General features: G+C 56.4%; 11 protein-coding genes. 5 read left to right on the forward strand and 6 right to left on the reverse strand.

The window, feature by feature from the left end; translation table 11 throughout:
- Positions 1 to 49: 49 nt before the first annotated feature.
- The 4 genes from IDH45_RS06585 to lipA form a co-directional block, all read right to left on the reverse strand.
- The gene (locus tag IDH45_RS06585; protein WP_190925845.1) at positions 50 to 2290 is read right to left on the reverse strand and encodes a methyl-accepting chemotaxis protein; all 2241 of its coding nucleotides are present in this window, start codon (positions 2288 to 2290) and stop codon (positions 50 to 52) included.
- A gap of 339 nt (positions 2291 to 2629) precedes the next feature.
- Positions 2630 to 3646 carry an efflux RND transporter periplasmic adaptor subunit gene (locus tag IDH45_RS06590; RefSeq protein ID WP_190925847.1) on the reverse strand — a complete coding sequence of 339 codons (1017 nt, stop codon included), beginning with the start codon at positions 3644 to 3646 and terminating at the stop codon, positions 2630 to 2632.
- A 30-nt stretch (positions 3647 to 3676) separates the two neighbouring features.
- Positions 3677 to 4294 (reverse strand): YutD family protein, encoded by a 618-nt coding sequence (locus IDH45_RS33870; protein ID WP_223836420.1) that lies wholly within the window; start codon positions 4292 to 4294, stop codon positions 3677 to 3679.
- A gap of 36 nt (positions 4295 to 4330) precedes the next feature.
- Positions 4331 to 5239, reverse strand: a complete 909-nt coding sequence (gene lipA, locus IDH45_RS06600; RefSeq protein ID WP_190925849.1) for a lipoyl synthase — start codon at positions 5237 to 5239, stop codon at positions 4331 to 4333.
- A gap of 375 nt (positions 5240 to 5614) precedes the next feature.
- Here lipA and larE point away from each other — a divergent pair, with 375 nt between their 5' ends.
- From larE to larC (IDH45_RS06615), 3 genes are read left to right on the forward strand one after another with little or no spacing between them, the layout of a single operon-like run.
- Entirely contained in the window at positions 5615 to 6481 is an 867-nt protein-coding gene (gene larE, locus IDH45_RS06605) for an ATP-dependent sacrificial sulfur transferase LarE (protein WP_190925851.1), read from the forward strand.
- On the forward strand, positions 6478 to 7257 hold the full coding sequence (gene larB / locus IDH45_RS06610) for a nickel pincer cofactor biosynthesis protein LarB (protein WP_190925853.1): 780 nt from the start codon (positions 6478 to 6480) through the stop codon (positions 7255 to 7257). The genes larE and larB overlap by 4 nt, the downstream gene beginning before the upstream one ends.
- A 7-nt stretch (positions 7258 to 7264) precedes the next feature.
- Positions 7265 to 8254 carry a nickel pincer cofactor biosynthesis protein LarC gene (larC, locus tag IDH45_RS06615; RefSeq protein ID WP_190925855.1) on the forward strand — a complete coding sequence of 330 codons (990 nt, stop codon included), beginning with the start codon at positions 7265 to 7267 and terminating at the stop codon, positions 8252 to 8254.
- A 108-nt stretch (positions 8255 to 8362) separates the two neighbouring features.
- Here larC (IDH45_RS06615) and larC (IDH45_RS06620) read toward each other — a convergent pair whose 3' ends face one another.
- Positions 8363 to 8857 (reverse strand): nickel insertion protein, encoded by a 495-nt coding sequence (gene larC / locus IDH45_RS06620; RefSeq protein WP_317891156.1) that lies wholly within the window; start codon positions 8855 to 8857, stop codon positions 8363 to 8365.
- A 217-nt stretch (positions 8858 to 9074) separates the two neighbouring features.
- Here larC (IDH45_RS06620) and IDH45_RS06625 point away from each other — a divergent pair, with 217 nt between their 5' ends.
- Complete coding sequence (locus IDH45_RS06625) at positions 9075 to 10082, forward strand: M23 family metallopeptidase (protein WP_190925980.1); 1008 nt, start codon at positions 9075 to 9077, stop codon at positions 10080 to 10082.
- 200 nt (positions 10083 to 10282) lie between these two features.
- On the opposite strand, the gene yunB is transcribed toward IDH45_RS06625, so the two are convergent.
- Positions 10283 to 11017, reverse strand: a complete 735-nt coding sequence (yunB, locus tag IDH45_RS06630; protein WP_190925857.1) for a sporulation protein YunB — start codon at positions 11015 to 11017, stop codon at positions 10283 to 10285.
- Positions 11018 to 11261: 244 nt separating this feature from the next.
- Between yunB and IDH45_RS06635 the strand changes: the two genes are divergently transcribed.
- A complete protein-coding gene (locus tag IDH45_RS06635; RefSeq protein ID WP_190925859.1) occupies positions 11262 to 12512 on the forward strand; it encodes a DUF445 domain-containing protein in 1251 nt (416 codons plus the stop codon).
- Positions 12513 to 12598: the final 86 nt, after the last annotated feature.

A 12598-nucleotide genomic window follows, 5' to 3' on the forward strand; every position in this document is an offset into this window, starting at 1 on the left:
CCGTTTCATCTTCTCGCTCCTATCCTATGCAGATGCCTATACGGTGGTGTCAGTTCGCCTGAAATACTTTGAGCGCACTGCGCAGCTCGTCAGCCAGCTGCTCCAACTGCTGCCCGGTCCGTACCAGCTCTCCTCCCGACTCGTGCTGGTCGCGAATGAGCGAAGCGACGTTCTCCGTGGCAGCCGTCGACTCTTCGGATACGGCGCTTACCTGCATCATCGTGCCGGCCAGTTCGGCCTGCGCCTCCATCGAGAACTGGAGCGATTCCCATACGCGCTGGAAGCTGTCCATAAACTGCTGCATCGACGTCTCTACGTGGCGGAACGTATCCTGCGACGAACGGGATATATCGCTCTGCCGCTGAAAGATCGGAAGCGATTCGGCTACCAGCTTGCTAGTGGCCGTCATCTCCGCCTGAATGTTCTCAATGACCGACGCCACGGAAGCGATCGATTCCTTCGACTGGTTCGCCAAGCTGCGAATTTCGCCTGCGACGACCATGAACCCTTTGCCCGCCTCACCGGCCGAAGCGGCGACGATCGAAGCGTTCAGCGACAAAATGTTGATCTGCTTCGAAATATTGCCTACGATATCCAGAATGACGGAGATCGATTCCGTCCCGGCTTGCAGACGGCCCATATTGTCCACAAGCGAGGAGACGACCCGCTCCGCTTCTTTATTATGACGCGACAGCTCCTCGATCGCATCGGCGCCGGTCTTACTGGACTGCTCGACCTGATGCGAGATGTCCTTCATCTCGCGGTTAACCGCCATCACTTCGTCCAACCGGTTCGACATCTCGCCGGTGAGCAGACTGCTCTTCTCCGCATCCTTCGCCAGACTGTCCGCTCCGGATGAAACCTCGTTCATCGCAATCGCAATCTCGCCGGAGGCGTCCTGCGACCGCTGAACGAGTCCGTTAATCTGGACGGTCGCCTGCATCAGCCGGTCGGCGGATTGTCCCGTCTGCGCTACGATGCTGCCGATCCGTTCCATCATGCTGTCGAAGCTGCCGCTGACGGAACCGATCTCGTCACTGCGGTGCATGTTCAGCCGGACGTTCAGATCGCCCTTCTCCGCCTGGCGCATCTTCGTAACGGCCAGCAGCAGCGGCCGTCCGATCGTCTGGAAGCCCCATAAGCCAAGCAGCAGCGCCAGCAGCACCCCACCGATCAGCAGAGCAAACATGCCATTGCGAATCGACTTCGCATCCTCCAGCAATCTTTCTTGCGGAATGGCGCCAACCAGCGTCCAATCCGTATTCTCAAGCGGTTTCGAGAAGACGAGGTGCGATCCGTCACCTCCTTCGCTCCCGAGCGGTACGGCCGCAGACTGTCCGAACTCGACGCCTTCGCGGTTGGAGAACAAATTTTCCCCTGAGTTGCGTACCAGATGAATGTCCCCGAGTCCGCCAAAATTGATCGGCTTCAGCAAATTTTCAAAAAAGCCCAACTTGTATTCGATGACCAGCACATCCGACCATTTCTGGTCCTCCGCACTCCAGAACGATTTGGCTACCGCGAACAGCCTCGTCTCTTCCTCGGCGATCAGCAGCGAGCCTTTCCTTGGAGGTATGTAGACGTTTTTCCCTTTCGCCTTGATCGCTTCCGAAGCCCACTCGGAATCGTACAGCGCGTCCGTCCGCGTCTTGCCGGTGCTGCTGAACATCTGGTTCTCTCCGTTAAAACGGACGATTCCGATCGAAAACACCATGTCGGCATTCGTCATCGCGTAGGCGGATATGTAGGCGTTAATCGAGTTGTCGAGCTGGCTTTTCAGAGCGTTCAGCTCGTTATACCTTGGCTGCAAGGAGCTTTTGCGCTGGGAAGCTCTGGCGATATCGTCGTTAAGCTTGATCCGGTCCTTGGATTCGGTCAGCTTTCCCGCCTGGGAAGACTTCTCGGCGATCTCCGCGTCAAGCGCCTTGATCTGCTCGATCAATTGTGTATATTCCTTCGCCTCCGGTTCGGTTTGAGGCTCGAGATTGCGCCGGTCCTTGGTCATGAACTGGTTTTTGTCCGCATAAATGGCCAGTTGATTAAACGTCCCGTCCATCACCTTGAACCAGCGGTCCGAGTTGCTTGCGGCATCTTGAACGACCTGCTCCATGTTGGAGCCCACCTTGCGTGTCAGCGCATCGGACGATATCCGGTACGCGATCCAGCCGGCCGCGGCGCACGTCAGTACGATGCTGGCCAAAAAAGCGGCAAACAGCTTAAATCCGATCGAACGATACCACCCCGCTTTTCCGCGAATCGTCCGGATCGCTGCGATTGTCTTGCCGATCATCCCTATACCCCCAATTGGCTTATAAAATGGACGGCTTACCGCTACTTGCGTGCGGTGAATAAGCGGCCGTATAATACGGACTGCAGCGGAAACTGACGCAACAGGTGTAAGCCCTTTCAATTATTGTAATGGAATATTTATGAATTTCGTGTGATTTTTTCGACAAATATTCTGATTTTTCATCACAAATTGACCGTTTGCAGGTTGAAATGCCTATTCGGATCATCCATCTCTATGAGAAAAGCACGATCCGCCCGAATTACATTCTGCGCATCCGGGACACGAAACAAAAAAATAAGCTTAAGGACTTAAGCCCTTAAGCTTACTTGCGCCGATCTGTCAATTGTTCAAAATAACCTGCAGGCCGGGTTTGAGCCCCTTGCGGATCTCGGCCTCCGTAGCCGTCTCCAGTCCTCTCTCCACGTCGACCTCTTTGCGGGTATCCCCATCCTTGACGTGGACGAAATATCGTCCCTGATAGGAGCGAAGACCAACCCGCGGGATTACGATCACATTATCTTTGCGATCCGTCACGATCGACATCTCCGCTTGCGTGCCGAAGCTCGCCGGAGGCGGATTGTCGAATCCGATCAGGATCGAGCGCGAGTTTTTCTGGGATTGGGTCACATTGTCGGTATACGGGGCGCTTCTCGGCGTCTGGATCACTTTGCCCTTGTAGATCGTGCCGCCGTAGTCGACCTCCGCCTCCATGCCGTTCTCGATCGAGGATAAGTCGCCCGCAGACTGGACCGAGTACATAAACAGCAGGTTGTTCGGATCGGATATGCCGACTACGCTTTTGTAAGCTGTAACCGAATCGCCGGGCTTCATGAAGTCGAGAAACGTGATGACGCCCGCTTGCTCGGAGGTTAGCTTCGTGCGGGCCAGATTCGCTTCCAGCCCTCGGAGCTTCAGCTCCTCAACCTCTTTGTTTAAGCCGGCCAGCCGCAGCTTCTCAGGGTCCCGGGCCAGCTTCGCCTGCTCCAGCTGATCTTCCGCCTTTGCCAGCACAAGCATCTGTTCGACGATCTTCATTTTCATATCGCCCGGGTCAAGTTCGAGCAGGACGTCTCCCTTTTTCACGGAATCGCCGAGCTTGATCGGGATCGCGGACAGCCTGCCGCCTACGGGATACTGGTGGAACTTCGTATCCGCCGGAACGAACACGCCCGTCCCCCGCACCTGCTTCACGATGGAGCCGTTTTTGGTCTCGTATAGGTCTTCCTGCCGTTTGACCGGCTTGAGCAATTCCGGCTTCTCCTGCGGCTTCGCATTGACGTACGTGCAGCCGGTCTGAACCGCCGCAAGCGCTCCCAACAACAGCCAAGTAAAAACCCGTCTTTTTGTGTCCGACAAGCTACTCGCCCCCCGACAATCGTTCGCTCGTTACTGCTTCGGCTGGGAACGCTCCTGGCGCTCCCGGTTGTGCCGCTCCTGCCGCTCGTGACGTTCCGGCTGCCCGTTACGCTCCGCGCGGGCTGCGCGCTCCTGATGTCCGTGACGCTGATCCTGACGTTCTCTGCGCTCCGGCCGCTCCTGGTTCCCGTGGCGTTCGTGACGTTCTGCTTGTCCGTGACGCTCCTGGCGCTCATGACGTTCCTGGCGCGGCGGGTTGTGCCGGGAGTGATTCGCTTCGTGCTGCGGATTCGGCTGCTGTGCCTGGGAGGCTCCCGGGAGGGCAGCCTCCTGCAGTTCGGGCGCTACCGGTTGAGACTCCCCGGGAGCCGATTTGCCCGGCATTTTGCGCAGGATGAAGTAGGCGCAGCCGAAATTGCAGTATTCGTTTAAATAATCGTGCATGCTGGAGACGCACGTATCTTTGTTGCCGTTTTTGTTCGATTCCTTGAAAAAGCCTTTCAGCCGCAGCTGGTTGTATCCCCAGTCGCCGACGATATAATCGTAGCGCTCGAGCACTTCGCTGTAGCGGTCGCGGAACGCTTCGAAGTTGTATCCGTTCCGGTTCTCCTGCACAAGCTCATATGTTTTGCCGCCGATATGAATCAATGGATACACCTCCTTGCGCCGGTTTCACGGGTTAGGTTAAGATTGCGCATTCGCCGAAGCGGCCGCATTCGCAGATTGAACCTGGGAGTGAGCATGGTAGGAGCTGCGCACGAGCGGACCGGATTCCACATGGCGGAAGCCCCGCTTCATGCCTTCTTCCTTCAGCGCGGCAAACTGCTCCGGCGTGTAATATTCCATAACCCTCAGATGCTTTTTGGTCGGCTGCAAATATTGGCCAATCGTCATAATATCGCAATCGACGGCGCGCAAATCGTCCATCGTCCGCAAAATCTCGTCCCAAGTCTCCCCGACGCCAAGCATAATGCTCGACTTGGTCGGAATGGACGGATACATCTTCTTGGAGCGGGCCAGCAGCTCCAAGGAACGAGGATATTTGGCCTTCGACCGGACGCGGTCGGACAAGCGCTCCACCGTCTCCATGTTGTGGTTCAGGATGTCGGGCTTCGCATCCAATACGACTCGCAGCGAATCTTCATTGCCGAGAAAGTCCGGGATCAGCACTTCAACCGAGCAAAACGGCAGACGTCTGCGAATGGCGCGAATCGTCTCCGCGAAGATGGAGGCTCCTCCGTCCGCCAGATCGTCCCTCGCTACCGACGTGACGACGCAGTGGCGCAGTCCCATCTGCTCGGCCGCTTCCGCTACGCGTTCCGGCTCCTGGAGATCAAGCTCTGTCGGCAAGCCCGAGTTAACGGCACAGAACCGGCAAGCCCGGGTGCAAATATCGCCCAGAATCATAAAGGTAGCCGTACGGTTCGCCCAGCATTCGTGGAGGTTCGGACATTTGGCTTCTTCGCATACGGTATGAAGCGTCTTGGAGCGCATCATATCTTTGAGTTCTTTGACATTATCGTAATCGTCCCCGGTAGGCAGCTTGATTTTGAGCCATTCCGGTTTGCGAAGCACGGGTGGTTTGGTCGACATATGGATTCCTGCTTTCCGTTTGGTTAAGATCCTTTCGGGAAAATCGCCTCCCGAGCCGGACCGCTTGCAAAAATTCGCCCATGGACGGGCGGACTCTGCAAGTATTATACCACGAAAGCGGCAACAATCCACGCCGGACTATCGCTTACGTTCCCATTGTATCGGACAGAGAATGGAAATTCAGGAGCTAACTTGTTGGAAAAGGTGTCGATTTGTTCGATGACGCGACCCGGGCCTCCCCAGGGCGGAGGACACCTCTTCCTTTTTCCGGCGACAGGTTTCGGGAATACCCCGGTTGTGATACACTTTATAATAGAAAGATCAGGCAGCGGTGCCGAACGCAAGAGCAGCGGTGCCTTGGGGGAGGGAAACCGGATGGATACCGGATTACTACTTAAACAAAAGGATGAGAAGCTTGGCGCCATCCTTCGAGATATGGGACGCGTTCTAATCGCTTTTTCAGGCGGCGTGGACAGCACATTCGTCCTGAAGCGGGCGCATCAGGAGCTGGGCGATCAGGTGCTGGCCGTTACGGCGGCATCGGAGACGTTCCCGACCCGTGAGTTCAACGCGGCTGTGCATTTGGCCGAGGAGCTCGGAGTCAGGCTGCACAAGACGGAAGTGAAAGAATATGAGAATGCGTCGTTCGTGGCCAACAACCCCGACCGCTGCTACCATTGCAAGACCGGGCTGTATTCCCATTTGCAGACGATTGCGAAGGAACTGGGCTATCCGTTCATTGTAGACGGTTCCAACGTCGACGATCTGGGCGATTACCGTCCCGGCCTTCAAGCCAAAACGGAGCAAGGCGTGCGCAGCCCGCTGCAGGAAGCCGGGTTTCTGAAAAGCGAAATCCGCGAGCTCTCCAAAGAGCTCGGTTTGCGTACCTGGAACAAGCCGTCGTTCGCCTGCTTGTCCTCGCGCATCCCTTACGGAACGAAGATTGAGAAATATAAAATCGATCAATTGGACGAAGCTGAGGACTTTTTGTACGCTCTCGGTTTCTGGCAGGTGCGAGTGCGTCACCACGATAAGATCGCCCGCATCGAAGTGATGCCGGACGAACTGCAGAAGGTGATCGAGCTGAAAGACAGCATTCACGAGAAATTTACGTCGCTAGGCTTTACTTACGTCGCGCTCGATCTTGCGGGATACCGGACGGGCAGCATGAACGCCGTATTGAAAACGAACGCGGAGCCGGCCGTTTCAGCCGAACCGTTGAAGAAAGAAGCGGTTCAATGATGCAGCTGGAGCACGTTCTCAAGTTACTGAAAGCGGGAGACCTCGAGCTGGAGGAAGCGAAGCGTCAGATCGAGGAGCTAACGCAGGCGGAGGCTTCCGCCAAAATAGACGATCTCGGCTTCGCCCAGCTTGATCTGGAGCGCGAGAAGAGGACCGGGTTCCCCGAAGTCATCTACGGCGAGAGCAAGACGGCGGAGCAGATCGCCGTCATCTTCCAACGGCTGACGGAGCATTCCGACCGGGTGCTCGCCACGCGCGTCGATCCGGTCAAGGCCGAAGCTGTGCTCGCCGCCGTGCAGGGAGCGACGTATCATGCTTCGGCGCGGGCGCTCACCTGGTTCAAGAAGCCGATTCTGAAAGTGCACGACGGCTACGTCGCCGTCGTATGCGCAGGTACGGCCGATCTGCCCGTGGCGGAAGAAGCCGCGATTACGATCGAATGTATGGGCAGCCATGTGGAGAAAGTATATGACGTCGGCGTTGCCGGCATACATAGGCTGTTCCGCCGTCTGCCGGTCATCCGCGGCGCCAATGCAATCGTTGTGGTGGCCGGAATGGAAGGCGCTCTGGCAAGCGTCGTCGGTGGACTCGTATCCAGCCCCGTTATCGCCGTACCGACCAGCGTCGGCTATGGGGCGAACTTTCAAGGCGTCTCCGCCCTGCTGACGATGCTGAATTCGTGTGCGACCGGCGTTACGGTCGTGAATATCGATAACGGCTTCGGAGCCGGCTACAGCGCAGGACTCATCAATAAAAATATGTCGAAAAGGTCGTGAATGTTCAGTGAGAGTCGTATATTTCGATTGCTTCTCCGGCATTAGCGGCGACATGGCGCTGGCCGCCCTGGTCGACGCGGGAGCCGATCAGGCTTACGTAGAAAGCGAGCTGCAAAAAATCCGCATCGAGCCGTTCGCGCTGGAATGGCGCAGAGTGAACAAAAAAGGCATATCGGCGCTCAAAATGGACGTAACGCTCGACCCGGACCATAAACCGACGGATCACCGCCACTATTCCGACATCGTCCGTCTGATCCAGGCCGCAGGCTTCAACGAGCGCGTCACCGCGCTTAGTCTTGCCATATTTAAGCAAATCGGCATCGCGGAAGGCAAAATACACGGCATTCCGATCGAGAACGTCCATTTCCACGAAGTCGGCGCGATCGATTCGATCGTAGACGTAATCGGCGTTGCGCTCGCTCTCGACTCGCTGCAAGCGGAATACATCTATTGCTCCGCCGTCCCGCTCGGCTCGGGAACGGTTCAGTGCGATCACGGCTTATACCCGGTTCCGGCGCCTGCTACGCTCGAGATGATGCGCGGCTTGCCGATCGCCCCGACCGACTATGCGATGGAGATGACTACGCCGACCGGGGCCGGGATCGTATCCGGCGTCGTAAACGACTTCTCCAAAGGATTGCCTTCGATGATCGTCGAGTCCATCGGATACGGAGCCGGAACCCGCGATTTGCCGAACCGGCCGAATGTGCTGCGGGTCGTCGTCGGTACGATGGACAAGTATATTGCGGAATGGAAAGCAAGCCATGCGCATATTCCGGCCGAGCATACGCACGCCCATGAGCATCACCATCATCATGACCACGACCACGGGCACCACCATGATCATGAGCATAAACACGAGCACCATCATCACGATCATGATCACCATCACCATGATCATGACCATGGCCATCGCCATGGAAAAGGGCATCGTCACGAGCACGATCACGATGATGAGCATGAGCACAAGGGCGAATCCCACTCGCACAAACATTAAGCAGCGAAGTTTGTTTCCGACTCATACAAGCCTCCGATCCGCTTTAGGCGAATTCGGAGGCTTATCGTTTTCTCCCCTCTGCACGTTGCAGTGCTTTCCCTGGCCGTGTCAGGTATCCGCAGCTGGAGGCTTCAGCCCGGCACATGTCCGGCGCACTTCCTCATAAACCAGCTTCAGCGGCACCCCGTGCCGCTTGGCGATCGCTTCACATTCCTTGAACTCCGGCGCCGCTTGGACCAGCTTGCCTTTATAGTAACCCAGCTTCACCGAAACCGTTCCCCACTGCGTATCCGCCTGCACGAACTCGCGTCCCAGACGGTGCACGTTCGCCTGCAAATACCGCAGTCCGAGCGTCGTCGTCTCCGTAAAGATTACGTCCTCCATCTGCTCCAGACGTTCCGCGGCAGCCAGCACATTCAGCATAAGTCCGGGACGCCCTTTTTTCATAATAATCGGGACCCAGTATACGTCGTTGGCCCCCGCCTCGAACAGCCGTTCCGTCACATACGAACTGTATTCCGGGTTCATATCGTCGATATTGGCTTGCACGAGCACCATCTGGTCGTCGACATGCTCATTGTGGTGGTCGAACAAAAGCGGCACCCTCTCTTTCGCTATTGGCGTTTATCTTCATCGTACCAAACCGGCGCCTCTTCTGTAAATGAACCCGGTCAGCCGCCGATCGCACGAAACCGAATAGCGACATGCAGGAGTGCGCATCCTAACGGAAAGAACAGTCGAAACCCGCAATGAAAGGAGAATAGCGAACTTGAAACGTGCAGGCCGGTTTCAACGAATAACGGTAATCCTGCTCGGCTGGATGCTGTTCCTGTCCCTCGCTTTGCCGGCGCCGTCTTCGGCGTCGGCGGAACCGCAGGCGGACAAAAAAGCCAGTCCCGATCCCCGAGCGCTGTTTGAAGAACGCAAGCAATTGTTCGAGGAGTTCGATCAAGTAACGGGCATCCCCTGGAACTACTTGGCGGCCATCGATCAATACGAAAGGACGCTCAGTATCGCCAATCCAAAGAAGAGACCGCTCCGCTCGGGGCTGATCGGCATTTATTATACGCAGACGGAGTGGTCGGGAATTGCCAATCCGGAACAGGAGGATACGAATCCGTATTCGATCGCCTTATTCGGGGGCAAGGGGAAGGACGGCTCCGGCGACGGCCTAGCCGATCGGCTCAACGACCTCGATCTGTTATCGACCATGACGTCTTATTTGCTTACTTACGGCACGTCCGAGGACGAGATCAAAAGGGCGCTCTGGGAATACTACCGGAATACCCGCAGCGTGGAACGCATTCAGCAGTTTGCAAGCATATACGCCACGTTCGGGAGGCTCGATTTGCACGAGCACGCTTTCCCTCTGCCGCTAAGCTCCAATTACGCCTATCGGGGCACGTGGGGGGCAAGCCGCGGTTGGGGAGGCCACCGGATTCATGAGGGCAGCGATATTTTCGCAAGTCATGGCGTCCCGGTTCGGAGCACCTGTTACGGCATCGTCGAGATCAAGGGCTGGAATCCATACGGGGGCTGGCGTGTCGGACTGCGCGATTTGAATAACGTCTACCATTATTACGCCCATCTGTCGGGGTATGAGAAAAATATCAAGCAGGGCGACATCGTCAAGCCGGGTCAAATTCTCGGCTGGGTAGGCAGCTCCGGATACGGAAAACCGGGGACGCAGGGGAAGTTCCCTCCTCACCTGCATTACGGTCTGTACCGCGACAACGGACAGCGCGAATGGTCGTTCGACCCGTTCCCGTATTTGAAAAAATGGGAGCGCGAAGAACGGCTGCGTGGCAAGCAAAAAACGAACGGGTAGCCGATCCGGCCGTTCCGTGTCTTTCTTCCGCCGGCTTCACAAATAAGAACCTCCAATTCCACATCCGGTACGACATCGATCTGACGCGGCGAATTGACAAGGGCCTGGAAACCAAGTCCTCTCGTCAAGACAACACGATCAGTTTCAGATTACGTACCCGTGGGCTGGAGGTTCTTTCCTGCTCCGGCGACGAGTCCTCCTTATTCCTTTTTTGGTTCTTCTCCCACCTTCATCGGCGGAATCGCTATCGTTGGCGGTGCTGCCGGCGTTTTGCCGCTCGGGTTGCCTTTGCCGTCGTAATAATACATCGGCACGTCGCCTACGACCATCACATACGAAATCGGAATTTCCGTCTCGACGATCTCCGGCTGCGAATCGAACGGAATGACGATCGAAACCTCTGCGGTTATTTTCATATAAACTTCGACCAGAACCATATTGATGCCCGCCGTTTGCTGACGTGTGCTCAGGTCCACCTTTACGGCGCCGATCGGGGTAAACTTCACCGGCACTTTGGGTCCGAACGAGGCAATAATCGCGCTGTTGAACGCCTGGCCGACCGGCACGTGCTCCGGGATGCTGCCGAGCTCCATCAATAACGTCTGTACCGTGTTGACCGTCTCCGAAGTAATTTTCATATGCTCCACGTAATTCAGCATGAATCCGTTGATTTTCCCGTTTTTATCCATCTGCCAGTCGATGATTTTGTCCAGGCTTTTGCCTTGCGAGATCCGTTCCGTCAGAGCGGCGTTTACCGATTGGGTCACGACCTGCTTGATCCGGAGCTTGGCTACGTGCATAATCGGCGGACGCAAGTTTTTCTCTATATAAATAAACGACTGAAGCGAAAACAAACTAAAGATCAGCATCGCGATAAAAAACGCCCTACGCTTCGACTGCTTGGTCGGCCGGCTCCGCCATCTGCGCTTGAGCATATGCAGCGTGTTCCCCCGATTCCTTGAATATAAAACAATGCGTGTTCCGTATCGTGTGCCGCGGGTGGTACGAATCCTTAGATTATATGCGGGTGTCCGGTAAAAAAGACGAGATCCCCCGGGCTTGGATGACCGTTCCGGATTGCTGACGGTTGCGAGCGAATGAAAACGAACGTTTCTCGATTTCCGCATTTTGGAGTACAATGAAGAGGAGATCGAATGAGGGTAAAGAGGAGTAAATACGATGAAAACGAACACGAGACATATCGCCGCCATTTCGCTGCTCGTTATGGCGATCGGCTTTCTGATAACGGTGCCGTTCTCGTCCATCGGCTGGGTCCGTTTTCTCCGCGGCGGGTTTGAAGCCGGACTGGTCGGAGGACTGGCTGACTGGTTTGCCGTAACCGCCTTGTTCCGGCATCCGCTCGGAATCCCGATTCCGCATACGGCCATCCTGCCGAACAACCGCAAGCGGGTGACGAAAGCGCTCGTATCGACCGTCGAGAACGATCTGCTCAGCAAGACGAGCATTCGCGCCAAGCTCAAGCAGTTGTCCGTCACGTCCAGGCTGCTGGACGGCGCGGCAGCGACGATTCATCAGAAAGAAGCGGCTTCGGCCATCGTGTCGGTGAGCGATTATGCCGTCCGTTCGTTCCCGCTTGAGCGGGTTGTGCCGGTGCTGGAGCGCGAGATCGGCAGCAAGCTTCAGTCGATCGATACGGCGGGTATCGCGTCGAGGCTGCTCGATTACGCCTATGCAAACGATTGGGACGGCAAATCGCTCGACTTCGTGCTCGACTTTGCTGAAGAATTCCTCAATCGGGAATCGACGGTGCGGCAAATGGGGGCGATGGCTTCCGATGCGATCGGGCGCATACCGGCCAACGGACTCATGTCGTTCGCGCTGAACGCGTTCGCCGGCTTTATGAGCGAGGAACGGCTCGGCGAGACGATCCGGCAAATGCTGCAAACGCAAATCTGGGAACTTCGTGACGAGCAGAACGCCACCCGGATTGCGATCAGCGAGACGCTTCGGTTGAAGCTCGATACGTTCGTGGCGAAGCCGGAGACGAAGGAAGCGCTGGAGCAGTGGAAGGCCGACCTGCTGTCCCGCTTCGATCTGGCCGCTACGCTCTCCGGATTTCTCGAGCAGGCGCGCGAGCGGCTGCTTGCCTTCATCCACACCGAAGCCTACGCACCGGAGGTCGTCGTACCGATCCTCGATCAGGCGATCGAGCGGGTCCGACAATCGCCCGAGCAGGTGGAGCGGATCGAGACGTTCATCCAGGACAAGCTGGCCGGCTGGATCGAGAGCAATCATAACAAGATCGGCGCTCTGATCGAGGAAAATATTAACAAGTACGACAACGACACGCTGATTGCGATGCTCGAAGACAAAATCGGCCACGATCTCCAGTGGATTCGCGTCAACGGGGCGATCTGCGGCTTCGGAATCGGTCTTGTGCTCTCCGCATTCCACTTGCTTGTTGTCTAGCTCGTTCCCTCAGGTAAAAGACGCTTCCGATCCACAAGTACGTGGTGGCGGAAGCGTCTTTTCCTCTAAGCTTCATGATTCGAACC

Source organism: Paenibacillus oceani, from assembly GCF_014705615.1.
In the GTDB taxonomy this organism is placed as follows: domain Bacteria; phylum Bacillota; class Bacilli; order Paenibacillales; family NBRC-103111; genus Paenibacillus_AB; species Paenibacillus_AB oceani.

Bases quoted from the DNA above. Each gene is read 5' to 3' on its own strand.
- IDH45_RS06585 (WP_190925845.1), bottom strand. From the start codon at position 2,290: ATGATCGGCAAGACAATCGCAGCGATCCGGACGATTCGCGGAAAAGCG.
- lipA (WP_190925849.1), bottom strand. From the start codon at position 5,239: ATGTCGACCAAACCACCCGTGCTTCGCAAACCGGAATGGCTCAAAATC.
- larE (WP_190925851.1), top strand. From the start codon at position 5,615: ATGGATACCGGATTACTACTTAAACAAAAGGATGAGAAGCTTGGCGCC.
- larB (WP_190925853.1), top strand. From the start codon at position 6,478: ATGATGCAGCTGGAGCACGTTCTCAAGTTACTGAAAGCGGGAGACCTC.
- IDH45_RS06625 (WP_190925980.1), top strand. From the start codon at position 9,075: ATGCTGTTCCTGTCCCTCGCTTTGCCGGCGCCGTCTTCGGCGTCGGCG.
- yunB (WP_190925857.1), bottom strand. From the start codon at position 11,017: ATGCTCAAGCGCAGATGGCGGAGCCGGCCGACCAAGCAGTCGAAGCGT.
- IDH45_RS06635 (WP_190925859.1), top strand. From the start codon at position 11,262: ATGAAAACGAACACGAGACATATCGCCGCCATTTCGCTGCTCGTTATG.